Source organism: Serratia sp. CY33802 (assembly GCF_052169095.1).
GTDB lineage: Bacteria > Pseudomonadota > Gammaproteobacteria > Enterobacterales > Enterobacteriaceae > Serratia > Serratia bockelmannii.
In genome coordinates this window covers 647272-671823 of the sequence record NZ_JBJNLL010000002.1, presented here as the reverse complement: position 1 = coordinate 671823, position 24552 = coordinate 647272, and the positions used below count along the sequence as shown (strand labels likewise).

25 protein-coding genes, 1 pseudogene and 1 other annotated feature are annotated in these 24552 nt (G+C 62.6%); of the genes and pseudogenes, 9 read left to right on the top strand and 17 right to left on the bottom strand.

Features of this window, described 5'->3' with window-relative positions; genetic code table 11:
• The 9 genes from hisIE to hisL all read right to left on the bottom strand — a co-directional run bounded on the left by hisIE (position 1) and on the right by hisL (position 7287).
• Positions 1-621 (bottom strand): bifunctional phosphoribosyl-AMP cyclohydrolase/phosphoribosyl-ATP diphosphatase HisIE, encoded by a 621-nt coding sequence (gene hisIE / locus ACJ8HA_RS09760; protein WP_043137867.1) that lies wholly within the window; start codon positions 619-621, stop codon positions 1-3.
• Complete coding sequence (gene hisF / locus ACJ8HA_RS09755) at positions 615-1391, bottom strand: imidazole glycerol phosphate synthase subunit HisF (protein WP_033637764.1); 777 nt, start codon at positions 1389-1391, stop codon at positions 615-617. The genes hisIE and hisF overlap by 7 nt, the downstream gene beginning before the upstream one ends.
• Positions 1373-2110 (bottom strand): 1-(5-phosphoribosyl)-5-[(5-phosphoribosylamino)methylideneamino]imidazole-4-carboxamide isomerase, encoded by a 738-nt coding sequence (gene hisA, locus ACJ8HA_RS09750; protein ID WP_025302188.1) that lies wholly within the window; start codon positions 2108-2110, stop codon positions 1373-1375. Before hisA ends, hisF begins: the two co-directional genes overlap by 19 nt.
• Before the next feature lie 5 nt (positions 2111-2115).
• Entirely contained in the window at positions 2116-2706 is a 591-nt protein-coding gene (gene hisH / locus ACJ8HA_RS09745) for an imidazole glycerol phosphate synthase subunit HisH (protein WP_197818958.1), read from the bottom strand.
• Complete coding sequence (gene hisB / locus ACJ8HA_RS09740) at positions 2706-3773, bottom strand: bifunctional histidinol-phosphatase/imidazoleglycerol-phosphate dehydratase HisB (RefSeq protein WP_015377254.1); 1068 nt, start codon at positions 3771-3773, stop codon at positions 2706-2708. The genes hisH and hisB overlap by 1 nt, the downstream gene beginning before the upstream one ends.
• Positions 3770-4858 (bottom strand): histidinol-phosphate transaminase, encoded by a 1089-nt coding sequence (gene hisC / locus ACJ8HA_RS09735; protein WP_442515312.1) that lies wholly within the window; start codon positions 4856-4858, stop codon positions 3770-3772. The genes hisB and hisC overlap by 4 nt, the downstream gene beginning before the upstream one ends.
• Entirely contained in the window at positions 4855-6162 is a 1308-nt protein-coding gene (hisD, locus tag ACJ8HA_RS09730) for a histidinol dehydrogenase (protein WP_025302191.1), read from the bottom strand. Before hisD ends, hisC begins: the two co-directional genes overlap by 4 nt.
• Before the next feature lie 4 nt (positions 6163-6166).
• The gene (gene hisG, locus ACJ8HA_RS09725; RefSeq protein WP_015377256.1) at positions 6167-7066 is read right to left on the bottom strand and encodes an ATP phosphoribosyltransferase; all 900 of its coding nucleotides are present in this window, start codon (positions 7064-7066) and stop codon (positions 6167-6169) included.
• A 71-nt stretch (positions 7067-7137) separates the two neighbouring features.
• Positions 7138-7264, bottom strand: a sequence feature (His leader region).
• A complete protein-coding gene (gene hisL, locus ACJ8HA_RS09720) occupies positions 7240-7287 on the bottom strand; it encodes a his operon leader peptide (protein ID WP_100396937.1) in 48 nt (15 codons plus the stop codon). It overlaps the preceding feature by 25 nt.
• Positions 7288-7516: 229 nt before the next feature.
• Here hisL and ACJ8HA_RS09715 point away from each other — a divergent pair, with 229 nt between their 5' ends.
• Entirely contained in the window at positions 7517-8341 is an 825-nt protein-coding gene (locus tag ACJ8HA_RS09715; RefSeq protein WP_127146388.1) for an SDR family oxidoreductase, read from the top strand.
• A gap of 15 nt (positions 8342-8356) precedes the next feature.
• Here the strand turns inward: ACJ8HA_RS09715 and ACJ8HA_RS09710 are convergent, their stop codons facing one another.
• On the bottom strand, positions 8357-9241 hold the full coding sequence (locus ACJ8HA_RS09710; RefSeq protein WP_442515311.1) for a LysR family transcriptional regulator: 885 nt from the start codon (positions 9239-9241) through the stop codon (positions 8357-8359).
• Between the two features lie 137 nt (positions 9242-9378).
• On the opposite strand from ACJ8HA_RS09710, the pseudogene ACJ8HA_RS09705 reads away from it, so the two are divergent.
• Positions 9379-10556, top strand: a pseudogene (locus tag ACJ8HA_RS09705) (MFS transporter).
• Here the strand turns inward: ACJ8HA_RS09705 and ACJ8HA_RS09700 are convergent.
• Positions 10547-11452: a LysR family transcriptional regulator gene (locus ACJ8HA_RS09700; RefSeq protein WP_025302195.1), complete on the bottom strand. Its 906-nt coding sequence runs from the start codon at positions 11450-11452 to the stop codon at positions 10547-10549. The pseudogene ACJ8HA_RS09705 and the gene ACJ8HA_RS09700 overlap by 10 nt on opposite strands.
• Positions 11453-11701: 249 nt before the next feature.
• On the opposite strand from ACJ8HA_RS09700, the gene speB reads away from it, so the two are divergent.
• The 4 genes from speB to ACJ8HA_RS09680 all read left to right on the top strand — a co-directional run bounded on the left by speB (position 11702) and on the right by ACJ8HA_RS09680 (position 16350).
• Positions 11702-12634 (top strand): agmatinase, encoded by a 933-nt coding sequence (gene speB / locus ACJ8HA_RS09695; protein ID WP_043137848.1) that lies wholly within the window; start codon positions 11702-11704, stop codon positions 12632-12634.
• Positions 12635-12711: 77 nt separating this feature from the next.
• Positions 12712-14097 carry a sodium:solute symporter gene (locus ACJ8HA_RS09690; RefSeq protein WP_049205893.1) on the top strand — a complete coding sequence of 462 codons (1386 nt, stop codon included), beginning with the start codon at positions 12712-12714 and terminating at the stop codon, positions 14095-14097.
• A 16-nt stretch (positions 14098-14113) separates the two neighbouring features.
• Complete coding sequence (locus ACJ8HA_RS09685; RefSeq protein WP_049205896.1) at positions 14114-15541, top strand: purine-cytosine permease family protein; 1428 nt, start codon at positions 14114-14116, stop codon at positions 15539-15541.
• Positions 15538-16350, top strand: a complete 813-nt coding sequence (locus ACJ8HA_RS09680) for a nitrilase-related carbon-nitrogen hydrolase (RefSeq protein ID WP_049207929.1) — start codon at positions 15538-15540, stop codon at positions 16348-16350. The genes ACJ8HA_RS09685 and ACJ8HA_RS09680 overlap by 4 nt, the downstream gene beginning before the upstream one ends.
• Before the next feature lie 74 nt (positions 16351-16424).
• On the opposite strand, the gene ACJ8HA_RS09675 is transcribed toward ACJ8HA_RS09680, so the two are convergent.
• Together ACJ8HA_RS09675 and ACJ8HA_RS09670 are read right to left on the bottom strand one after the other, a co-directional pair.
• Positions 16425-17408, bottom strand: coding sequence for a magnesium and cobalt transport protein CorA (locus ACJ8HA_RS09675; RefSeq protein ID WP_043137840.1), 984 nt, complete (start codon positions 17406-17408; stop codon positions 16425-16427).
• An 11-nt stretch (positions 17409-17419) separates the two neighbouring features.
• Entirely contained in the window at positions 17420-17839 is a 420-nt protein-coding gene (locus ACJ8HA_RS09670) for a GNAT family N-acetyltransferase (RefSeq protein WP_025302201.1), read from the bottom strand.
• Positions 17840-17970: 131 nt separating this feature from the next.
• Here ACJ8HA_RS09670 and ACJ8HA_RS09665 point away from each other — a divergent pair, with 131 nt between their 5' ends.
• The gene (locus tag ACJ8HA_RS09665; RefSeq protein WP_442515310.1) at positions 17971-19071 is read left to right on the top strand and encodes a PQQ-dependent sugar dehydrogenase; all 1101 of its coding nucleotides are present in this window, start codon (positions 17971-17973) and stop codon (positions 19069-19071) included.
• Between the two features lie 13 nt (positions 19072-19084).
• On the opposite strand, the gene ACJ8HA_RS09660 is transcribed toward ACJ8HA_RS09665, so the two are convergent.
• Together ACJ8HA_RS09660 and ACJ8HA_RS09655 are read right to left on the bottom strand one after the other, a co-directional pair.
• Positions 19085-19705, bottom strand: a complete 621-nt coding sequence (locus tag ACJ8HA_RS09660; protein ID WP_043137833.1) for a glutathione S-transferase family protein — start codon at positions 19703-19705, stop codon at positions 19085-19087.
• Positions 19706-19794: 89 nt separating this feature from the next.
• Positions 19795-20451: an HAD family hydrolase gene (locus tag ACJ8HA_RS09655; RefSeq protein WP_025302204.1), complete on the bottom strand. Its 657-nt coding sequence runs from the start codon at positions 20449-20451 to the stop codon at positions 19795-19797.
• Between the two features lie 107 nt (positions 20452-20558).
• Between ACJ8HA_RS09655 and ACJ8HA_RS09650 the strand changes: the two genes are divergently transcribed.
• Positions 20559-20795, top strand: a complete 237-nt coding sequence (locus ACJ8HA_RS09650) for a hypothetical protein (RefSeq protein ID WP_072008235.1) — start codon at positions 20559-20561, stop codon at positions 20793-20795.
• Positions 20740-21762: an isopenicillin N synthase family dioxygenase gene (locus ACJ8HA_RS09645; RefSeq protein WP_089180718.1), complete on the top strand. Its 1023-nt coding sequence runs from the start codon at positions 20740-20742 to the stop codon at positions 21760-21762. The genes ACJ8HA_RS09650 and ACJ8HA_RS09645 overlap by 56 nt, the downstream gene beginning before the upstream one ends.
• 59 nt (positions 21763-21821) lie before the next feature.
• Here ACJ8HA_RS09645 and ACJ8HA_RS09640 read toward each other — a convergent pair whose 3' ends face one another.
• Together ACJ8HA_RS09640 and ACJ8HA_RS09635 are read right to left on the bottom strand one after the other, a co-directional pair.
• Positions 21822-22967 (bottom strand): trans-sulfuration enzyme family protein, encoded by a 1146-nt coding sequence (locus ACJ8HA_RS09640; protein WP_025302206.1) that lies wholly within the window; start codon positions 22965-22967, stop codon positions 21822-21824.
• 12 nt (positions 22968-22979) lie between these two features.
• A complete protein-coding gene (locus ACJ8HA_RS09635; RefSeq protein WP_442515309.1) occupies positions 22980-24347 on the bottom strand; it encodes a pyridoxal-phosphate dependent enzyme in 1368 nt (455 codons plus the stop codon).
• Positions 24348-24552: the final 205 nt, after the last annotated feature.

The following is a 24552-nucleotide window of genomic DNA, read 5'->3' as shown; positions in this document are numbered from 1 at the left end:
TCACGCTTTTTTCTGATGCCTTTCGCGCAGCCGGCCGATCACCGCGCTCAGATCCAGATCCTGGTCCTGCAGCAGCACCAGCAGGTGATAGATCAGGTCCGAGGCTTCGTTGGTCAGCTCTTCGCGATCGTTGACCGTGGCAGCCAGCGCGGTTTCCACACCTTCTTCCCCGACCTTCTGCGCGATGCGCTTGGTGCCGCTGGCGTACAGGCTGGCGGTGTACGAGCTGTCCGGGCCGGCGTGCTTGCGCTCCGCCAACAGCTGCTCCAGCTGATAGAGGAACGTCCAGTCGCTGGCGGCCGGGTGGAAGCAGCTGCTGTTGCCGAGGTGGCAGGTCGGGCCGATCGGGTTGGCCAATACCAGCAGCGTGTCGTTATCGCAGTCCGGCGTGATGCTGACCACCTTGAGGAAGTGGCCGGAACTTTCGCCTTTGGTCCACAGGCGTTGCTTGGTGCGCGAGAAGAAGGTGACGTTACCGCTCTGCTCGGTGGTCGCCAGCGCTTCCGGCGTCATGTAACCCAGCATCAGCACTTCGCCGGATACGGCGTGCTGCACGATGGCCGGCATCAGGCCGTCGGTTTTTTCCCAGTCCAGCTGGTTTCTCTGTTGTTCTGTCAGCACACGCGAATCTCCACGCCTTGTTCGACCAGGAACCTTTTCAGTTCGCCGATATTGATGATTTGTTTGTGGAACACCGACGCCGCCAGCGCGCCGTCGACGTCCGCATCGCGGAACGCTTCCAGGAAGTGCTCCATGGTGCCCGCGCCGCCGGAGGCGATCAGCGGCACCTTGCAGGCCTCGCGCACCCGGCGCAGCTGCTGCAGATCGTAACCGTTGCGCACGCCGTCCTGGTTCATCATGTTCAGCACGATCTCACCGGCGCCGCGGCGCTGCACTTCCTGTACCCAGTCGAGGGTTTCCCACTGGGTGATGCGGGTGCGGCTCTCATCGCCGGTATATTGGTTGACGTGATACTTGCCGGTTTCACTGTCGAACCAGGTGTCGATGCCTACCACGATGCACTGCACGCCGAAGCGTTCCGCCAGGCGGCTAATCAGCTCAGGATCGGCCAACGCCGGTGAGTTGATCGAAATCTTGTCGGCGCCGAAAGACAGGATCTGGCTGGCGTCCTCGGCGCTTTTAATGCCGCCGGCGACGCAGAACGGAATATCAATCACCTCCGCCACGCGCGATACCCAGCTTTTGTCCACTACCCGGCCGTCGCTCGAGGCGGTGATATCGTAAAACACCAGCTCGTCCGCACCTTCTTGCGCATAGCGCTGCGCCAGCGGCACGATGTCGCCGATGATTTCGTGGTTGCGGAACTGCACGCCTTTTACCACTTGCCCGTCTTTAACATCCAGGCACGGGATTATCCGTTTTGCCAGCATGCGATCGCCTCCTCAACGCTAAATTTACCTTCCAGCAGGGCGCGCCCTACGATCACGCCGGCAACGCCGCTGCCGCGCAACTGGGCGATGTCGTCCAGATTGCCGATGCCGCCCGAGGCCTGGAAGGCCACCTGCGGATAGCGGCGGCTGATCGCCTGATACAGCGCCACGTTGGAACCGGCCAGCGTACCGTCGCGCGAAATATCGGTGCACAGCACGTGCTTGAGCCCGTAGGGCAGGAACTGCTCCACCACCTGTTCCAGCGTGGCGTCGGAATCTTCCTGCCAGCCGCTGATGGCCACGCGTTTCACGCCCTGCGGGTCGATACGCACGTCCAGCGCTAGCACCAGCGCGTCGGCGCCGTAGCGCTCGAACCAGCTCTGCACCAACTGCGGTTGTTTCACCGCGGTAGAGCCGATCACCACGCGTGTGGCGCCGGCCTCCAGCAGGGCGCTGACGTCTTGCTCGTTGCGGATGCCGCCGCCGACCTGCACCGGCACGTTAACCCCCGCCAACAGCTTGCGCAGCAGCGGGATCTGGCGTGCGGCCGGATCCTTGGCGCCGGTCAAATCGACCAGGTGCAGTACCTGCGCGCCCTGTTGTTGATAGTCCTGCAGACGCAGCAGCGGATCGTTGCCGTAGTCGCGCTGCTGGCCGTAATCGCCCTGATGCAAGCGCACCACGTTGCCGTCGATCAAATCCAAAGCCGGAATAATCATGCTGCCTACATCTCCAGAAAGTTTTTCAACAGTTGCGCGCCGGCCGCTCCAGATCGTTCTGGATGAAACTGCACGCCGAAGAAGTTGTCTTTTTGCACGGCGGCGGTGAAGGGCTCGCCGTAGTTCGCCTGGGCGATGGTGCTGGGGCATATCGGCATCGCATAGCTGTGTACGAAATAGAAGTAGGCGCCGTCATCGATGCCGCGGAACAGATGGTGGCCCGCCTGCGCGGACACCTGGTTCCAACCCATGTGCGGCAGTGGCAGGCCGAAGTCGGTCATCTGCTTTACTGGCGTATCGATGAGGCCGAGCGTCGTCACGCCGCCGTTCTCTTCGCTGCTGGCCGCCAACAGCTGCATGCCGAGACAGATGCCCAGCACCGGTTGAGAGCAGGCTTTGATCAGTTCGAGCAGATCGCGTTCGCGCAGTTGATCCATCGCCGCCTGTGCGGTGCCGACGCCCGGCAGGAACAGCTTGTCGGCGCGTAGCACGATCTCCGGATCGCGGCTCACCGCCGGCTGGTAACCCAGGCGCCGCACCGCGTAGGTGACGGAGGCCAGGTTGGCGCAGCCGGTATCCAAAATCACCACGTTCATCACAGCACTCCTTTCGAGCTCGGCAGGGTATTGCCTTCGACGCGTATCGCCTGGCGCAGCGTGCGGCCAAACACTTTGAACAGGCTTTCGACCCGGTGGTGGTCGTTTTTGCCCTTGGTCTTCAGGTGCAGCGTGCAGCCCATGGTGTAAGAGAGCGAACGGAAGAAGTGCTCGACCATTTCGGTGCTGAGATCGCCGACGCGCTGATAGTTGAACTCGGCTTTGTACTCCAGGTGCGGGCGGCCGGAGATATCCAGCGCGCAGCGCGCCAGGCATTCGTCCATCGGCAGCACGAAGCCGAAGCGGGCAATACCGCGCTTGTCGCCCAATGCCTTGTTCAGCGCTTCACCCAGCGCCAGGCCGGTGTCTTCCACCGTGTGGTGATCGTCGATATACAGGTCGCCTTTGACGTCGATCTCCATGCGGAAGCCGCCGTGGGTGGCGATCTGATCCAGCATGTGGTCGAAGAAGCCGACGCCGGTTTTGATTTTGCTGCCGCCTTCGCGATCCAGCCACACGTTGACGTCGATCTGCGTCTCTTTGGTCACGCGGTTAACCCGCGCGTGACGGTCACGCAGGGTCAGCTGGCGCACGATCTCTTTCCAGCCCAGCACGCCGCGCTGGTAGCGCAGCCCCTGGATGCCCATGTTTTCTGCCAGCTGCACGTCGGTCGGCCGATCGCCGATCACGTAGCTGTGCGCGGTATCGAGCACGCCGGGTTCCAGGTAGCCCTTCACCAGCGCGGTTTTCGGCTTGCGGCAGTCGCAGTTGTCCGCCGGCAGGTGCGGGCAGATCAGCACATCGGCGAACTGAATGCCCTGCGAGCTGAGGATCTGCATCATCAGGTTGTGCGGCGGATCGAAGGTTTCCTGAGGGAAACTGGCGGTGCCGAGCCCATCCTGATTGGTGATCATCACCAGCTGATACCCCGCCTGTTGCAGCGCCAGCAGGGAAGGGATCACGTCTGGCTCGAGCGCCAGCTTGTCCAGGCGGTCAACCTGGAAATCTTCCGGTGGCTCGGCGATCAGCGTGCCGTCACGATCGATAAAGAGGATTTTTTGGCTCACATTGGCTCCTGGCGAGTCGGGTTGGCGCCGGGTAGGGCGGACAAGGCGTCCACCACGCGTTGACATTCGTCGCGGGTGCCTATGGTGATGCGCAGGCAGCCGGACAACCCGGGCTGTTTGTTTTGGTCTCGTAAGATAATGCCCTGATCCCACAAGCTTTTAAACACATTACTTGAGGCGGTGAAGCGGGCCAGCAGGTAATTGCTGTCGCTGGCGAAAACCTGCTCGACGCAGGCGCATTTCTCCAGCTGTTGCTGCAGCCAGCTGCGGGTGGCGGCGATATCGGTGACGCGCTGGCGCATGGTGCGGATACCTTCTTCGCTCAGCGCCTGCGCGGCGATATCCGCCACCGGCGTCGAAAGCGGGTAAGGCGCGATCACCTTCAGCAGCAGGGCAATCAGATCTTCATTGGCGAGCGTAAAGCCGCAGCGCAGGCCGGCCAGCGCAAAGGCCTTCGACAGCGTGCGCAGGATAGCCAGGTGCGGATAGTCGCTCAGCCAGCCGGCCACCGTGGCCTGCGGGCAAAACTCGATATAGGCTTCGTCCACCGCGACGATCGCCTTGCCCTTGGCTAGCTCTAGCAGGCTGCGCAGAGAGTCAGGGTCGATCAGGTTGCCGGTTGGGTTGTTCGGGCTGCAGACGTAGATCAGCTTCACGTTGTCCATGCTGTCTGCGATGGCCGGCAGATCCAGCTGCCAGTATTCTTTGGCGGCCACGGTGCGGCGCTCCACGCCGAAGGTTTCGGCGCTGACGGCGTACATGCCGTAGGTCGGCGGGCAGAACAGAATGGCGTCTTTGCCCGGCTCGCAGAAGGCGCGGATCAGCAGCTCGATACCTTCATCGGCGCCGCGGCTGACCAGCACCTGCTCTTTCTTGACCCCGGCATAGGCGGCGTAGCGTTCGATTACCTGCGCCGGCTGGCACTCCGGATAGCGGTTGAAGGTTTGCGCGGTCAGCTGGAATTCCGGTGCGATCGGGTATTCGTTGGCGTTCAGCCACACGTCGCCCTTACCGCCGAGGCGGCGCGCCGATTGATAAGGGGTCAGCTCGCGAACGTTGGCGCGCGCCAGTTTTTCGATGCTCATGCTTGCTCCTTCAGGGCGGCGACGCGCAGGGTCACGGCGTTCTTGTGGGCGATCAGCTGCTCGGCGGCAGCCAGCGTCTCGATGGTGGCGGCCAGGTTGCTGAAGCCCTGCGGCGTCAGCTCCTGCACCGTCATGCGTTTTTGAAAATCGGCCAGCCCGAGGCTGGAGCAGGTGGCGGTGTAGCCGTAGGTCGGCAGCACGTGGTTGGTGCCGGAGGCGTAATCGCCGGCGGACTCCGGCGACCAGTCGCCGAGGAACACCGAACCGGCGCTGGTGATGCCGTCCACCAGTTCGCGCGCATTACGGGTCTGAATAATCAGGTGCTCCGGGCCGTAGCGGTTGCTGATCGCCACGCACTCAGTCAGATCGCGCGCTACGATCAGGCGGCTGCTCGCCAGCGCCTGGCGTGCGGTGTCGGCGCGCGGCAGCTCGGCCAGCTGGCTTTCCACCGCTTCGGCCACCGCCTGCGCCATCGCCGCGTCCGGCGTCAGCAGGATCACCTGCGAATCCGGGCCGTGTTCGGCCTGCGACAGCAGATCGGAAGCGACGAACGCCGGGGTGGCGCCGGCGTCGGCGATCACCAGCACTTCAGAAGGGCCGGCCGGCATGTCGATGGCCGCGCCGTCGAGGCGCTGGCTGACCTGCCGCTTAGCTTCGGTCACGAAGGCGTTGCCCGGCCCGAAGATCTTCGCCACGCGCGGCACGCTTTCGGTGCCGAACGCCAGGGCGGCGATCGCCTGCGCGCCCCCAACCTGAAACACTTCCTGCACGCCGCACAGCTGCGCCGCATACAGGATCTCATCGGCGATCGGCGGCGGCGAGCACAGCACCACCCGGCGGCAACCGGCGATGCGCGCCGGCGTCGCCAGCATCAGCACGGTAGAGAACAGCGGCGCCGATCCGCCGGGAATATACAGGCCCACCGAGTCGATTGGGCGGGTCACCTGTTGGCAGCGCACGCCCGGTTGCGTTTCGACGTCCACCGGCGGCAGTCGCTGCGCGTTGTGGAAGGTTTCCACGTTGGCGACGGCCACCGCCATCGCCTGTTTGATGTCATCACCCAACCGCGCGGCGGCGGCGGCGATCTGCTCGGCGCTGACGCGCAGCGCCGAGACTTCCGCCTTGTCGAAACGGGCGCTGTAGTCGCGCAGCGCCCGATCGCCATTGGCCTTCACGTTGTCGAGGATCTCACTCACCGTGCGGGTGATGCTGTCGGAGGCGGCAATCGCCGGGCGCATCAGCAGCTCGGCCTGGCGTTCGGCGCTGCACGTTGCCCAATCGATCGGCGTGTTGAAGGTCGACATGGCGTTACTCCATCATCTTTTCAATCGGCAGCACCAGAATCGAGCTGGCGCCGAGCGCTTTCAGTTTTTCCATGGTTTCCCAGAACAGGGTTTCGCTGCTGACCATGTGCATCGCCACGCGATTCTGCGCGCCGGCCAGCGGCAGAATGGTCGGGCGTTCGGCGCCCGGCAGCAGCGCGACGATCTCGTCCAGCTTCTCGCTCGGCGCGTGCAGCATGATGTATTTGGATTCGCGCGCCTGGATCACGCCCTGAATGCGGGTCATCAGGCGGTCAATCAGCTGCTGTTTGGCTTCAGGCATTTCGCCGTCGCGCTGGATCAAGCAAGCTTTGGAGCGGTAGATCACCTCCACTTCGCGCAGGCCGTTGGCCTCCAGCGTGGCGCCGGTAGAGACCAGATCGCAGATGGCGTCGGCCAGGCCGGCGCGCGGCGCCACTTCCACCGAGCCGTTCAGCAGGCAAGATTTGAAGCGCACGCCTTGTTTGTCGAGGTATTGCTTCAGCAGGTGCGGATAAGAGGTGGCGATGCGGGCGTCCTGCAGGCTTTGCGGGCCGGCGTATTCGGCGTCGAGCGGGGTGGCCAGCGACAGGCGGCAGCCGCCGAAATCGAGGCGGCGCAGGGTGAAGTAACGCGGGTCTTCACCCTGGGCGCGGCGGCTGAGCAGCTCTTCTTCCAGCACGTTCTCGCCGATGATGCCGAGATCGACCACGCCGTCCATCACCAGGCCCGGGATGTCGTCGTCGCGCACGCGCAGGATATCGATCGGCATGTTTTCGGCGAAGGCGATCAGACGCTGCTGCTGCAGGTTGATCTTGATGCCGCAGCGTGCCAGCAGTTCCTGGGATTCATCGCTCAGGCGGCCCGACTTCTGCATTGCGATCCGTAAACGTGTCTTGTCCAGCATGGTAACCTCTGTTTAATCTGTAATTTTATGAATTTATTGTAAAAAACTTTCTTTTCTGTCTGTCCGGAGCCAAAAAAAAACCCTCGGAAGAAATCTTCCGAGGGCTCTCTCTTGCGTTCTGCGCGCCACTGGAAGATTAACAAACCGTCTTCCAGCACACATCGCCTGAAAGACTAGTCAGGGTGATGGTGATGATGGTGGTTGAACTGAACGCGTGTCATGGTGTTTTTCTCTAATCAAAAGCCGGTAAAAACCGTATGCCAATTAAGCTAAACTATCCGCTGTCCACCGTGCAACCCTTTTTTAACGTCATAAATTTAATTTATTGAAACAGGTTGAGTTATTAGCCACACACGGCTTTACCTAACCTTAAGCCGGGCAGATTGTATCGCCGTGTACAGTGGCGTAGCCTTAGGGGCAGGGCGCTGCGATCTTCAGGAGAGGAAGAGGATGAAAAAGGTAGCCATTATTGGTTTAGGTTGGCTGGGCATGCCGTTGGCGTTATCGCTGATGGGCCGCGGGTATGATGTGGTCGGCAGCAAAACCACGCCGGACGGCGTCGAGGCCGCGCGCATGAGCGGCATTGAATGCTATCAACTGGAGCTGACGCCGGAGCTGGTGTGCGATCCGGACGATCTGGAATCGCTGCTGCGCGTGGATGCGCTGGTGGTGACGCTGCCCGCTCGCCGTACCGTCGAAGGCAGCGAGAACTATTTCAATGCGGTGCGCATGCTGGTGGACAGCGCGATGGCCTTTGGCGTGCCGCGGGTGATCTTTACCAGTTCCACCTCGGTGTACGGCGAAACCGCCGGCACGCTGCGCGAAGAATCGCCGCTGCGGCCGGTCTCGCCGTCGGGCCGGGTGTTGGCCGAGCTGGAGCGCTGGCTGCATGAATTGCCGAACACCTCGGTGGACATTCTGCGGCTGGCGGGGCTGGTGGGCGCCGATCGTCACCCCGGCCGCTTCCTGGCGGGCAAACTCGACGTGAAGGGCGGGTCGCAGGGGGTGAATTTGGTGCACCAGGACGACGTCATCGCCGCCATCCAACTGCTGCTGAAGCTGCCGAGGGGCGGTCACGTGTACAACCTGTGCGCGCCGCATCATCCGGCCAAACGCGAATTTTATCCTGTGCTGGCCGAACAGCTGCACCTGGCGCCGCCGCAGTTCGCCGACGAAGCGGATCAGGATGAGCGGCTGGTGGACGGCAACCGCATCTGCAACGAGCTGGGTTTTGAGTACCAGTATCCCGATCCGGCGCGTATGCCGGTCAGTTAAGGCGGCATACGTTGTTTAAAGCGGGAAAAGGTGGCTCGTCACAAAGTCGACGAACAGCCTGATTTTGACTGACAGGTGGCGGCCCGACGGCCAGAGGACATGAAAAACCATGTTCTCGCGGTCGTAGTCATCCAAAACCGTCACCAGGCTGCCCTGTTCCAGCTGTCTGCGCACGGCGATCTCCGGCAAATAAGCGATGCCCAGCCCTTGTTCGGCGAAGCATACCTGCGGATCGAGGGTATTTGTCACCATGCTGGCCGGCCGTTCGGGGATCATCTCCGTCTTGTCTCCCAGCGGCCAGACATCCAGTTTGCCGGTGCTGGGAAAGCGATAATGCAAACGGGCATGGCTTGTCAGATCCTCGGGCTTGCGCGGTATACCCACTTTGCTGAAATAACCCGGGGCGCCAACGAAAACCTTGCGGCAGGTACCCAGCCGGCGGGCAACCAGCCGTGAATCGCTCGGGGTTCCGCTGCGGATAACGGCATCGAAACCTTCCTCAATCACGTCAACCAGCCGATCCGAATAATCAATATCCAGCTCGATCTCAGGATAGCGGCGCTTGAAGTCCCCCAGTTTTGGCATGAAAAGCGTGCCCAGCGACGGGAGACTGATGCGCAGCTTGCCCTGAGGTGTTCCCCGCGTTTGCAACAGTTCGGCTTCCGCCTCTTTCACCTCACTCAAAATGCGTCGGCACCTTTCCAGAAACAAGGCCCCTTCCGGTGTCAGGTTGACCGTGCGGGTAGAGCGGTGAAACAGGCGCACGCTGAGTCGTTCCTCCAGCCGGGCGATGGTCTTGCTGACCGCCGAGGCGGAGATCCCCAGCTGTTGCCCGGCCGCCGTGAAACTTCGGCTTTCACTGACCCGCACGAAAACGTCGAGAGAACCCAGACTTTCCATAGGCTTCCATTCTATTGATGAACTTTATGTCATGAGTGTTGTTCACTTTAGCCTGTTTTTCTTTTATCAGCGAGTGGGCAGCATGATGCAAACGTCATCCGCGATGGGCGGAAACATCTTTGAATGGGGAGTGATTAATGAATCAAACGACGATATCTGCGCCTGCCGAGGGCATCGATCGGTTGCCGCTGGGCGGCCTGCTGGCGTTGGCGATGGCCGCTTTTATCACGCTGCTGACCGAGATCATGCCGGCGGGCGTGCTGTCTTCGATCGCGGGCGATTTGAATGTATCTGAAAGCCTGGCGGGGCAGTTCATCACCGCCTATGCGGTGGGCGCGTTGGTCGCCGCTATTCCGCTCACCGCATTGACGCAGGGCATGCGGCGCCGCCCCTTGCTGTTGAGCGCGATCGGCGGTTTTGCCATCGTTAACCTCGTCACGGCGCTGTCGAACGATTATCACGTCTCATTGGCGACGCGTTTCTTCGCCGGCGTTTTCGGCGGCATCGTTTGGTCCTTGCTGGCCGGTTATGCGGTGCGCATGTCACCGGCCCACCTTGGCGGCCGCGCTATTGCGATCTCCGGCGCCGGCGCCACTTTGGCGTACCGCTCGGCACGTTGCTTGGCCGAGCCATCGGCTGGCAGGGCGCCTTTGGTCTGATGACGTTGATGGCGCTGGTGCTCGTGGTGTGGATCATCGCCATCGTGCCGGATTTCCCCGGCCAGGCTAAGGCGCATCGGCCGTCTCTGAGCGGCGTATTCTTGCAACGGGGGATCCGCGCCGTGCTGTTCGTGGTGTTCACCTTTATCGTTGCCCATAACATTCTGTATATCTACCTGGAGCCTTTTCTCAAGCCGTCGGGGTTGTCCGAGCGGGTTGATATCGTTCTGTTTATCTTCGGGCTGGGCGCGATTGCCGGATTGGGCGTCGCCGGGATGCTGGTCGATCGGCGAGTCCAATCTCTTACGGTGATGAGTATCGTCATCTTTGCTCTCGCTGCCGTGCTGCTGGGGAGTGGGGGACGGATGATCCCGATGGTCTATCTCTCCGTGGCTTGTTGGGGCTTGGCTTTCGGCGGTTTCGCCACCCTCACGCAGACGGCATTGTCACGCCTTTCCGGTCGCGCGGCCGACGTGGCGCAGTCCATGTATACGACGGGCTGGAATACCGCCGTGGCAGCCGGTGGCGCGGTCGGCGGCATGTTGCTCGACAAGGGCGGGGCGCCCTCTTTCGCCTGGGCCATCATCGGATTACTCGTCCTGTCTTTAACCGGCACGCTGTTTGCCATGAATCGGGCGCTGGCCTCTCAGCGATGAGGTGATGGGCGTGCGGCGCGCGCCAAATCCTCCAGCAGCGCGTTCAGCGCCTCGTCGGGCTGGACGGGGCGGCTGACCAGGCTGAGCGTGGCGCGGTATGAGAGCGCCGTACCGCCCAACTGCCGAAGCAGCCCCTGTTCCACCCAACGCGCCGCGTAGTGGGTGGGCAAATAGCCGAGACAGGTGCCGCTCAGCACCAGATGGGCGACGCTTTCCATATGGTGGGCCACCGCGGCCAGATGCGGCGGCGCGATCGGGCACAGCTGCTGCGCCAGCAGGTAGCCGCGCTTGACCCAGCGCGCGTTTTCAATCTGCTCGCGCCCCGGTTCTTCTACCGCGAACAGCGGGTGATCCCTACTGCAGTAGATCGCCTGCGTCTCCTCCAGCCACGGCTGATAACGCAACGCCTCCAGCTGCTGGCCGAAGTAGCCGATGCCCAGATCGAGCTGCCGGTGCAGCAACCCTTGTTCAATCTCGTTCGGCGAACAGATGCGGCACTGCAATTGCACGTCCTGATGTCGGCGTTGGAAGTGTTGGATGGCCTGACTGAACGGATTGCCCGGCAGCGAAACCAGATTATCCACCAGACCGATCTGCAGATCGCCGGTCAGCAGGCCGTTCAGCGACTGGCTGACCCGGGTGAAGTCGCGGGCGGCGTTGAACAGCGAGCGGCAGGCGATCAGCATGCGTTCGCCCTTGGGCGTCAGCCGGAAGCCGGAGCGGCCGCGTTGACACAGGCGAAAACCCAGCCGGGTTTCCAGCGAGGCCAGGTGGGTGCTGATGGTGGATTGGTTCATCAACAGCGCTTCCTGTGCGGCGCTGACGCCCTGGGCTTCCGCCACCGCGACGAACACCCGCAGCAGTTTCAGATCGATATCGCTTAGGTTGGTGAGCATCGCCCCCTCCGCAGAACGTCGGCCGGTTAACCCATTTTTAACATCGAAGAAATAGGTGCGGCGCTGAAGATATGGTCTTCCTTATGGCATGAATTTGAAATAAAAATCAATACTTCAATAGGTTATTTGCATCGCGTTTTCCGATGTTTACATGCAAAAGCGGGAATGGTAGCCGAGGCGGCCAACGGGGTAGTCTGCGAATGTTGCTCAAATGTTTCAATTCATCGCAGATCAAGACAAGGATACGCCATGCTGAACCAACCCCAAAGCGGTAACGACATGCCGCGCTTTGCCGGTATTCCCACCATGATGCGCCTGCCCGCCGCCGAACAGGCGCACGGTCTGGACGCCGCCTTTGTCGGCATTCCGCTGGATATCGGCACCTCCAACCGCAGTGGCACCCGCTATGGCCCGCGCCAGATCCGCCAGGAATCGGTGATGATCCGTCCCTACAACATGGGCACCGGTTCCGCCCCGTTCGAACGGCTGCAGGTGGCCGATCTGGGGGATGTCGCCATCAACCCTTACAGCCTGGCGGACAGCGTGCAGCGCATCGAGGCGGCTTATCACGAGATCCTGGCACACGGCTGCATGCCGTTGACGCTCGGCGGCGATCACACCCTGACGCTGCCGGTGCTGCGCGCCGTCGCCCGCCGACATGGCCCGGTCGGGCTGATCCACGTCGATGCGCATTCCGATACCAATGAGGAGATGTTCGGCGAACAGCTGGCGCACGGCACCACCTTCCGCCGCGCGTTTGAGGAGGGGCTGCTGGCGCCCGAAAAGGTGGTGCAGATTGGCCTGCGCGGCAGCGGCTATGCGGCGGATGACTTCGATTGGTCACGGCGCCAGGGCTTCCGCGTGGTGCCGGCCGAGGCCTGCTGGCACCGGTCGCTGACGCCGCTGATGGCGGAGATCCGCGAGCAGATGGGCGATGCGCCGGTTTACCTCAGCTTCGATATTGACGGGTTGGATCCGGCCTTTGCGCCGGGTACCGGCACGCCGGAGGTCGGCGGGCTGTCGGTTTGGCAGGGGCTGGAGATCGTACGCGGTTGCCGCGGGCTGAACCTGGTGGGCGGCGATGTGGTGGAAGTGTCGCCGCCTTACGATCGCTCCGGTAACACGGCGCTGCTGGCCGCCAACCTGCTGTTTGAAATGTTGTGCGTGCTGCCGGCCCGCTGAGGCCGGCGTACTGACCCTACCGGCGGAGCGGTTGCGTCGGGCCCCCTGATAACAATAACAACGGAGTGGAGGTACCCATGAATCTCGATCTGCTGGTTGTGGTGATTTACTTTCTGGTGATAGGCGCGGTGGGATGGATGGGCATTCACCGCGCCAATTCCAAAGAGGCGTATCTGGTGGCCGGGCGCAACCTGGGGCCGGGGCTGTATCTGGGCACGCTGTCGGCGGTGGTGCTCGGCGGTGCGTCGACCATCGGCAGCGTCAAGCTCGGCTACACCTACGGCATCTCCGGTGTCTGGCTGTGCGGCGCGCTCGGGCTGGGCATCGTGGTGTTGAGCCTGGCGCTGGCCAAGCCGCTGCTCAAACTGAAGCTGTATACCGTCAGCCAGGTGCTGTCGCGGCGTTATCACCCGGCCGCGCGGGTCACCAGCGGCGCGATCATGCTGGCGTATGACCTGATGGTGGCGGTGACCTCGATCATCGCCATCGGCAGCGTGATGCAGGTGATGTTCGGCCTGTCGTTCAGCGCGTCTATCCTGCTTGGCGGCGGGCTGGTGGTGCTGTATTCAACGCTGGGGGGCATGTGGTCGCTGACGCTGACCGACATCATTCAGTTCATCATCATGACCGTCGGCATGATGCTGGTGCTGATGCCGATGAGCATCGTCAAGGCCGGCGGCTGGGAGGCGTTCACCAGCCTGCTGCCCGCCGGTTACTACCAGCTGTCGTCGATCGGGCTGGACACCATTCTGGTGTTCTTCCTGATCTACTTCTTCGGCATTCTGATCGGCCAGGACATCTGGCAGCGGGTGTTCACCGCCCGCAGCGCCAATGTGGCGCGCTTCGCCGGGCTGGGCGCGGGCGTCTATTGCGTGCTGTACGGCGTGACCGGCGCGCTGATCGGCATGGCCGGCAAGATCGTGCTGCCGTCGCTCAGCAACACCGACGGCGCCTTCGCCGCTATCGCGCAGGCGGTGTTGCCGGTCGGCGTCAGCGGGCTGGTGGCCGCCGCGGCGTTGGCGGCGCTGATGTCTACCGCCAGCGCCTGCTTGCTGGCGTCTTCCACCATCGCGCTGGAGGACGTATTGCCGGCCATCCGCCGCAAACCTTCCGGCGGGCTGGCCGCCGGGCGCTTCACCACGCTTTTCATGGGTGTGGTCATGCTGGGGCTGGCGTTTGTGGTGCGCGACGTGCTGGCGGCGCTGACGCTGGCTTACAACCTGTTGGTGGGGGGCATGTTGATCCCGTTGGTGGGGGCGATCTTCTGGCCGCGCGCTACCAGCGCCGGCGCGATTGCCAGCATGCTGACCGGCAGCCTGTGTGTGGTAGGGCTGATGATCTGGCACGGCATCGATGCCAACAGCCCGATCTACGGCGGTCTGCTGGGCGGCGGCGTCGCCTTCGTGTTGGGCAGCCTGTTGAGCCGCCCGGCAGCGCAGCTGCAGCCGCAAACCGAGCGTTGAAACGACGAGGTGGGACATGAACAATCGCAATGTGGCGTCACGCCCAAAAATTGAAGTGCGCTCGATAGACTATGTGCCCCGTCACGAGCGGCATGGCAAGGTTTGGCATCAGGCGCCGTTTTGGTTTACCGGTAATTTCGTTTTGACGACGATGGTGGTCGGTTTCAGCGGCCCGGCGTTGGGGTTGGGCGCGCTTTATTCGATGCTGGCCATTGCCGTCGGCGTGGGGTTCGGCACGTTCTTCATGGCGTGTCATGCCAATCAGGGGCCGCGCATGGGGCTGCCGCAGATGATCCAGTCACGGGCCCAATTCGGCCTGCGTGGCGCCATCGTTCCCTTTGCCGCCGTGGTGTTTGTTTACATCGGTTTCAACGTGTTCAACGTTATTCTCGCGACCGATGCGATCAACACGGTGTTGCCGGGCCACCGTCTGCCTTGGTATGCGTTGCTGATCGCGGTGGCCGTGCTGTTGGCGATCGTCGGCCACGACATGCTGCATGCGGTGCAGCGCTGGCTGACCTATGTGATGATGGCAGTGTTCGGCGTGCTGACGGTCGGCGCCGTGTTGTCGCTGCGGATGGACGCCGTCGTCGGCGCTGGGCATTTTTCGTGGGCGGCCTTTTTGATTCAGCTGTCTGCCGCCGCCGGCTATCAAATCAGCTACGCAGTGTACGTTTCCGACTACTCGCGTTATTTACCGCATGAAACGCCGTCGGCCAACGTGATCTTTTGGACTTACCTGGGGGCGGCCGGATCGGCGCTTTGGCTGATGTCGCTGGGCGCGTTTCTGGCTTCAGCCTTACCGGCCCCCGATGCGATCGGCAGCGTACAGGCGGTGGGTAATGCCGTCTATCCTGGGTTTGGCACGTTGGCCGTGCTGATCGCCGTGCCCTCGCTGGTCGGTATCATGGCGGTCAACTGTTATGGCGCAATGCTGACCAGCCTCAGCGCGATTGACGCGTTCCGTAAAGTGACGCCAACGTTGAAATTACGCATGGCCGGCATTGGCGTCGTCGCTATGACGGTGTTTGCGGTGGCGTTGGCCATCCCGGCGAGCTATCTCGCCAGCTTCAATACCTTCGTACTGCTGATGCTGTATTTTCTGGTGCCCTGGACGGCGGTGAACCTGATGGACTTTTACGTGGTGCGCGGCGGGCATTACGCGATAGGTGAAATCTTCAACCCGTCGGGGATCTACGGCCGCTGGGGCGGCTCCGGTCTGACGGCTTACGCGGTCGGTCTGCTGGCGATGGTGCCGTTCATGACGTTGGGCTTTTACACCGGTCCCTTTGCTGTTTTACTGGGAGGTGCGGATATCGCTTTTCTGATCGGCCTGCTGGTGGCCGGGAGCGTTTATGTCGTAATGTGCCGTAAGCTCGATCTTGAAGCCGAACGGCGGGTGGCGTTGCGCTGCGAGGGGTTATTGGAAGGAGAACCGGAGTGAAGGAAAAAATCAGCGTCGCATGCTGCCAGTTAGCGTTGCGGGTAGGGGAAGCGGAGCACAATCGGGCGCTGTCCGCCCAGGCTATCCGCCGGGCGGCGCAGCACGGCGCCAACGTCATCGTGTTGCCGGAGTTGGTGAACAGCGGCTACGTGCTGCGCGATAAGGCGGAGGCGCTGGCGTTGGCCGAGGCCGAAGACGGGCCTAGCCTCAGCCTGTGGGGGGGACTGGCGCGTGAGCTGGATGTGGCGATCGTCGCCGGTTTCTGCGAGCGCCTGCCCGAGGGTGAGGTGGCCAACAGCGCGGCATTGATCGATGCGCAGGGGGTGAGGGCGATTTATCGCAAGGCCCACCTGTGGCATGAAGAGAGCACGATCTTTACCGCCGGCGATCGGCCACCGCCGGTCGTCGAGACCCGCTTTGGCCGCTTGGCGGTGATGATCTGTTACGATCTCGAATTCCCTGAGTGGGTGCGGCTGCCGGCGTTGGCCGGTGCTCAACTGCTGTGCGCGCCGGTCAACTGGCCGCTGGCGCCGCGCCCGCAGGGTGAACGGCCGGCGGAGATGGTGAAGGCGCAGGCCAACGCCGCCGTCAATCGGCTGTTCATCGCGGTGTGCGATCGCTGCGAAACGGAGCGCGGCGTTGCGTGGATCGGCGGATCGGTGATTGTCGACGCCGACGGCTATCCGTTGACGCAGAGCCTGGAGGGCGAAGGCATGGTGCTGGCATCGATGGATATCGGCGTAGCCGATGACAAGCACATTGGCCGCCACAATCACGTGCATCGCGATCGACGGCCGATGCTGTACTGAAGCAACGGGGCGGCCGGTGGATCCGGCTGCCTCGCAGAGCGTCTTTGCCGGCGGGAAAAGCCGCCGTTTGGGCGCTACAGCCAGCCCGATTTCTTCAGCTTCTGATACAGGAAAATGCAGCCGACGGCGGTCACTCCCAGCGTGGCGTGATAGGCCCACGGGAACTTCAGCTCCGGCATATCGGCGAAGTTCATGCCATACAGGCTGAAGACCACCGTCGGGATGGCCAAAATCGCCCCCCAGCCCGCCAGCCGTTTCACCACTTCGTTCTGTTTGACCGTCACCAGCGCCAGGTTGACGTGCATGGCGTTGGTCAGCATTTCGCGCATGTCGTCGATGTTGCTGACCACCTGATGCGCGTGATCCTGCACGTCGCGCACGTAGGCGCGCAGCTCCTTTGGGATCACCTCTTCGTGCAGGCGGATCAGCTGATTGCAGATTTCATCCATCGGCAGCGCGGCGTTGCGCAGCGCCAACAGGTGTCGGCGCAGCGTATAGACGTTCTCGATCGCCGCCTGATCGAACTCCGACTGGAACATGTTGGCTTCGATGTTCTCGATGGTGCTCTCGAAGCGCGTCACCACGCTGCGGTAGTTATCCACCACGAAGTCCAACACCGAATAGAGGGCAAAGCCCGGCCCGTGGCACATTTGCTTGTGGTTCTCTTCCGCCTTGGCGCGGATCGGCGCGTAGCTGGGCGAGGCGCCGTGGCGCACCGTCACCAGAAAGTTTTTGCCGACGAAGAAGTGGGTTTCGCCGTATTCGATTTCGTCGTGTTCGCCCCACTGCGCGGTTTTCACCACGATGAACAGCGAGTCGCCGTAGGTTTCCAGCTTCGGCCGCTGATGCGCGCACAGCGCGTCTTCGATCGCCAGATCGTGCAGGCCAAACTCCTCCTGCACCTTGCGCATAAACGCCGGCTCCGGCTGCCGCAGCCCCAGCCAGACGAAGGTGTCCGGCTGTTTGACCACCTCGCTGATATCGTCGATGGTCACTTCGCCCAGCCGTTGGCCGGCTTTGTACGCCACACAGTTCACCACCATGCTTTTGCTGTCCATCCGTCCATCCATTAATCAGTCAGGGTTTTGGTGAGAAAATAACACTCATGTTCCACCGGATAATCTTTCAGCGTCATTTGCAGCTGATAGCCGAGTTTTTCGTAGAACGGCCGCGCCTGGAAGCTGAAGGTATCCAGGCGAGCGTAGCGGCAGCCGCGCGCCTGCGCCTCGCGTTCGGCGGCGCGCATCAGCCGGCCACCGAGGCCGCTGCCGCGCTGGGTATCCGCCACCCACAGCCACTCGACGCTCAGCCAGTTGCCCCAGGTTTCGGCGGTCAGGCCGCCGATCACCGTACCGGCTTCGTCGCGCGCATAGACGCTGAGCGGCTTGCGGTGGCTGGCGTCGATATGCGGCAGGTTGTAAGCGCGCAGCCCTTGCCTGATCGCATCGAGGGTTTGTTCGTCAATCGCGTCGGTAACGGTAATGTCCATTTTTCCTCCTGGGTGATGCGTTAACTTAAGCACACTACGGCCAAAAGGCAACCTATTGAAATGTAATGCAAACGACCACATCCGCTGAGTAGACTACACTAAACGGGTCATTTTCACCCCAGGAGGACACCATGCCCCGATTGACTCTGCTGGCCAGTTTGCTGCTGTGCAGCGGCCTGCTGCACGCCGCGCCGACGGTCAGCCAACTGCAGGACGGCCTGGAACACCCCTGGTCGCTGGCCTTCTTGCCGGCGGATCAAGGCCTGCTTATCACCGAACGGCCCGGCCGGCTGCGGCTATGGCAGCCGGGCAAAGGCCTGTCGGCACCGATCGCCGGCGTGCCGCAGGTCTACGCCGAGGGGCAGGGCGGCCTGCTGGAGGTGTTGCCGGCCCCCGACTTCGCCGCCAGCCGCCGGGTATACCTCAGCTTCGCCGAACCGGGCGAGGGCGGCAAAGCCGGCACGGCGGTCGGCTATGGCCGCCTGAGCGACGATGGCGCGCGGCTGGAGAACTTTAAGGTGATCTTCCGTCAGCAGCCCAAGCTGTCGGTCGGCAATCACTTCGGCGGCAAGCTGGCGTTCGACAGGCAAGGCTACCTGTTTATCGCGCTGGGTGAAAACAACCAGCGGCCGACGGCGCAGGAAACCGACAAACTGCAGGGCAAGCTGGTGCGGCTGACCGCCGAGGGCGCGATACCACCAGATAATCCCTGGGTCGGCCAGGCAGGTAAACGCCCGGAGGTCTGGTCTTACGGCCACCGCAATCCGCAAGGGCTGGCATTGAACCCGTGGAGCGGCGCGATCTGGGAACACGAGCACGGCCCGCGCGGCGGCGATGAGCTCAACATCCCGCTGCCGGGTAAAAACTACGGCTGGCCGCTGGCCACCTACGGCATCAACTATTCCGGCCAGCCGATCCCGGAGGCGAAAGGAGAGCGGGTGCCCGGCACCGAACAACCGCTGCACTATTGGCGAGTCTCGCCCGGCCTCAGCGGCATGGCGTTCTATGACGGGCAGCGCTTCCCTGCCTGGCGTCACTCGCTGTTCATCGGCGCGTTGGCGCAAAAGGAACTGATTCGCCTGACGCTGGAGGGTGACAAAGTGGTGGCGGAAGAGCGGCTGCTGGGCGATCGCGGCGAACGCATCCGCGAGGTGCGCAGCGGACCGGATGGCTATCTGTATTTGCTGACGGACGAACGGGACGGCAAGCTGCTGAAGGTCGGGGCGTCGTAACGCCCCGCACGCATCAGGTGAGCTCGCTCATCACGCCGCGCTGATAGGCCGGGCGAGCGCGCAGTTGCTGATACCAGCGCTCCATGTTCGGCCGTGGGCGGCGGGCGATCGGCATCTCGAACCAGCCGTAGGCGAAGCTGCCGAGCGGGATATCGCCGAAGCCGAACGCGTCGCCGGAGAGGTAAGGCTGGTGCGCCAACGTCTGTTCAATGATATCGAAGTGTTTTTCCAGCGTGGCGGTCGCCGCTTCTATTTTCGCCATGTCGCGCAGCTCCGGCGCGGTGCGGATCAGGCCCCAAAAGACGATGGTGAAGGCCGGAACGATGGTTGAGGTGGTCCAGTCCATCCATTTCTCGGCGGCGGCGCGCGCCTGCAGATCTTGCGGATAGAACGTCGCGTCGCCGAATTTCGCCGCCAGGTAGCGCACGATAGTGTTGGACTCCCACAGCACGAAGTCATCGTCCTGCAGCAGCGGCACCAGGCCGTTCGGGTTCAACGCGCGGTAACTCTCTTCGTTGACCTTGCCGAACGCGCCGCCGGCGTTGATGTGGGTATAGCTCAGCCCCAGTTCGGCGGCGCACCACAGCACCTTCCTGACGTTGTTCGAATTCTCACGACCCCAAATGGTCAGCATGGGATAACTCCGTTAGCGGATTAAAGACCCTTAATACCTACGCCACAATGCGCTTTTTGTCACACCGCAGGGCATTTTTTGTCTGCCGATCAACGCTCCCAGCGGCACACTTCCCAGCCGTGCTCCGCCGCTAGCGCGCTCAGTTCGCTGTCGGGGTTGATCACCGTGGCGCTGTCGACGAATTGCAGCATCGCCTTGTCGTTGAGAGAGTCGCTGTAGCCGTGGCTGTGCTCGAACTTCAGGTGCGGATGCTGCGCAAGCCAGTGCTGCAGGCGGATCACCTTGCCCTGTTGGTAGGTCATGGTGCCGTAGGTGTGGCCGGTGAAGCGACCGTCGCTGATTTCCACGCCGATTGCCAGCGCATCGTCGGCGCCGAGCTGTTCGGCGATCGGCGCCACCAGGTGCTCGCCGGTGGCGGAGATCACCAGGATGCAGTCGCCGCGTTCGCGGTGCCACTGCAGGCGCTCACGGGCGGCGGGATAGACGCGCGGCAGGATATCGCGGCGAATGTAGCGTTGCACCCAGCCGGCCACGGTTTGCACGCTCAGGCCGGTCAGCGGCGCCAGCGTGGCCTGCATGTAGTCCTCCATCGACAGCTTGCCCTGATAATAGAGCTGCATCAGCTGCTGCTCCTGCAGTTCCAGCTCCGCCGGCGCGAAGCCCTGGCCGACCAGCCAGCGGATCCACAGGCTGGCGCTGTCATCGTCAATCAGGGTTTCATCCAGGTCGAATAAGGCTAAATCCATCAGTATTTCTCCGGCAGGCAGGGTATGAGGTCGTTTACAGGATAGCGGATAGCGCCCATCGCCAGCCAGCGGCGTCGGCGAAATTGCGCAGAGCATAAGAAACATTGATGACGGTTTTGCGACAGTTTGTTGAACGTTTGCATAACTTAGAACGCAACAATATTGGCCGCTCCGGCGAGCGCGGTGATAACTATGGGGCAAATGCAGCTACCCGCTGGGGAGTGACAATGTTGATTATTCGTCTGTATGGCAGCCCGATCGTGATCGGGGAAGAAGAGGAACCGCATGATGACGCATCTGACGACGCTGAAGACGCTGCCGCTGCTGGATCTTTCGCAGCTTGACGGTGATGCGCGCCAGCGGCACGCCTTTCTCGACGATTTGCGCGCGGCGGCCCGCGACGTCGGTTTTTTCTATCTGCGTGGGCACGGCGTAGACGGCGCGTTGAATGCGCGACTGCAGCACGCCGCGCGGCAATTTTTCGCCCTGCCGGAAGCCGACAAGCTGGCGGTGCAGATGGTGCATTCGCCGCACTTTCGCGGTTACAACCGGGCGGCGGCGGAGCTCACGCGCGGGCAGCCTGACTGGCGCGAGCAGTTCGATATCGGCGCCGAACGCCCGGCGCTGACGTTGTCTGACGACACGCCACGCTGGGCGCGCCTGCAGGGGCCAAACCAGTGGCCGGCAGCGCTACCGACGCTGAAACCGCTGCTGCTGCAGTGGCAACAGGCGATGACCGCCATGTCGCTGCGGCTGCTGCGCGCTTTCGCTTTGGCGCTGTCGCTGCCGGAGCAGGCGTTCGATCGCTTGTACGGCGAGAAGCCCAACGAGCACATCAAACTGATCCGCTATCCGGGGCGGGAGGCTACCGGCAGCGCACAGGGCGTTGGCGCACACAAGGACTCCGGGTTTCTCAGCTTCCTGCTGCAGGACGCGCAAAAAGGGCTGCAGGTGGAGGTGAGCGAAGGGCGGTGGATAGACGCGCAGCCGCGTGAAGACACTTTCGTGGTGAACATCGGCGAGCTGCTGGAGCTGGCGACCAACGGCTATCTGCGCGCCACGGTGCATCGGGTGGAGACGCCGCCGGCAGGGCGCGACAGGTTGTCGATCGCGTTCTTCCTCGGCGCACGGCTGGACGCGGTGGTGCCGCTGTATCAACTGCCGCCGCCGTTGGCGGCGCAGGCTCGGGGCCCGGCCAGCGATCCGCTCAATCCGCTGCTGCGCGACGTGGGGTATAACTACCTGAAAGGCCGCATTCGTTCCCACCCCGATGTGGCACAGCGCTTTTATCGGGACGTCATCGGCGTCTGAACATCAGGCACAAAAAAGCCCGGCGCGCCGGCCGGGCTGATGACGATTGATTCAGGCGATTATTCCGCCAGCGCCTGCTGCAGATCGGCGATCAGATCTTCCACATCCTCAATCCCTACCGACAGGCGCACCAGCTGCGGCGTGATGCCGGTTGCCAGGCGCTGTTCCAGCGGAATGGAGGCGTGCGTCATGCTGAACGGCTGGCTAATCAGGCTTTCCACGCCGCCCAGGCTTTCCGCCAGGGTGAACAGGCGCGAACGCTGGATGACCCGACGCGCATAGGCGTCGTCGCCTTTCAGCCGTACCGAGATCATGCCGCCGAAGCGCGTCATCTGGCGTGCCGCCAGCTCATGCTGCGGATGGCTCGGCAGGCCGGGATAGTAGACGTTTTCCACCTGCGGCTGGCTCTCCAGCCACTGGGCGATGCGCAGCGCGCTGTCGCTGTGGCGCTGCATGCGCAGGGCCAGGGTGCGAATGCCGCGCAGCGTCAGGAAGCTGCTGAACGGATCGAGAATGCCGCCGACCGCGTTTTGCAGGAAGCCGAGCTGTTCCGCCAGCGCCGGGTTATCCCCCACCGCCGCGACGCCCGCCACCACGTCGGAGTGGCCGTTGAGGTATTTGGTGGCGGAGTGCACCACCACGTCAAAGCCCAGATCCAGCGGACGTTGCAGATACGGCGAGGCGAAGGTGTTGTCCGCCACGCTGATGAGCTGATGCTTTTTGGCGATCGCGGCGATGGCGCTCAGATCCGCCAGCTTGAGCAGCGGGTTGGTCGGCGTTTCGACCCAGATCATTTTGGTATCCGGTTCGATCGCCTGTTCCAGCCCGGCGAGATCCGCCGGCGACACGTAAGTCACGCGCAGGCCGGCGGTGCGGCTGCGCACTTTTTCCAGCAGGCGATAGGTGCCGCCGTACAGGTCGTCTACCGCGATCAGGTGGCTGTCTTTATCGAGCAGCTCCAGCACCGTGGAGCAGGCCGCCAGACCGGAGGCGAAGGCGTAGCCGCGGCTGCCGCCTTCCAGTTCGGCGATGGCGCTTTCCAGCGCGGTGCGCGTCGGGTTGGCGCTGCGGGAGTATTCGTAGCCGGTATGCTCGCCCGGTGCCGGTTGGGCGTAGGTGGAGGTGGCGTAAATCGCCGGCATCACTGCGCCGGTCGCGTCCGGGGTGTAACCGGCGTGAACGGTCAACGTATCAAACTTGGCCATAATGGGTCCTTATTAACGTAATTTTTGGCGCCAGGCGTTAAGCACGTCTGTGCGGGTAATCAGGCCGAGGAAGCGCTCGCCGTCGAGCACCACCGCGACGTGGCCATGGTTGAAGGTGGCCTGTAATTCCTCGTAGCCGGCTTCCTTTTGCAGCGTCTGGACCTGCTTGGTCATCGCGCTGCCGGCCGGCAGGCTGAAGTGGGCGGCGTCGGCCTGGACGGCGTTCAGCAGATCCCACTCATCGATCAATCCGACGACCCGATCGCCTTCCAGCACCGGTAGCTGCGAGATGTCGTACAGCCGCATGCGGGCGTGCACGATCGCCAGCGTGTCGTCCGGCGCGGCGGAAACGGCGGCGCCTTCGTCGTGGCGATAGGCGATCAGATCGCGCAGATCGCCGTGCTGCGGTTTGCTCAGCAGGCCCTGCTCCAGCATCCAGTGGTCGTTATACATTTTAGACAGGTATTTGTTGCCGCTGTCGCAAACGAAGGTCACGACCCGCTTGGGTTGGGTTTGCGCGCGGCAGTAACGCAGAGCGGCGGCCAGCAGGGTGCCGGTGGACGATCCCGCCAGCACGCCTTCCTTGCGCAGCAGATCGCGCGCGGTGGTAAAGGCCTCCGCGTCGCCGATGCGGTACGCGTGGCGGACCTGGTCAAAGTCGCTGAGCGGTGGGACGAAGTCTTCGCCGATGCCCTCAACTAACCAACTGCCCGCTTCGCCGATGTGGCCGTGGTCGAGATAGTCCGCCAGGATAGAGCCGGCAGGGTCGGCGAGCACAAATTCCGTCTGCGGCGAAACGTCGGCGAAATAGCGGCTCAGCCCGCCCAGCGTGCCGCCGGAGCCGACACCGACGACGATAGCGTCCACGTCATGCTCCATCTGCTGCCACAGTTCGGGCGCGGTAGTGGTCGTATGGGCCGCCGGATTGGCCGGGTTGTTGAACTGATCGATATAAAAGGCGCCGGGGATCTCTCCAACGAGGCGTTTGGCGTAATCCTGATAGTAAGCCGGGTGCCCTTTGCCGACGTCCGAACGGGTCAGCAGCACTTCCACGCCCAGTGCGCGCAGGTGGAAGATCTTTTCGCGGCTCATCTTGTCCGGCACCACCAGCAGCAGCTTATAGCCTTTCAGCGCCGCTACCAGCGCCAACCCCAGGCCGGTATTGCCGGCGGTGGCTTCGATGATGGTGCCGCCCGGCTGCAGTTTGCCGTCGCGCTCGGCCTGTTCGATCATCGACAGCGCGACGCGGTCTTTGATCGAACCGCCGGGGTTTTGGTTCTCCAGCTTGACGAACAGCCGGCATGGGCCGGTATCGAACTGGGTCAGTTCCAGCATCGGGGTATTGCCAATCATCTCGATGACGGAATGGGGGATCGCCATGACTCATCTCCAGGATTATTCGGTATAAAAGTCGTTGTGCGGATGATAGCGCTGAGGATAAGCGCTTTAAAAAGAACAAATAACGGTTCTATATGCCATTATGGAATATATTAATCTTTTTTAGACGTATGGATGCGCAGATGTTTAGCGGTGCAGATGCTTGGCCGTGTAGCCGTGGATGGGTGCAAAAATGCGCGTCACGATG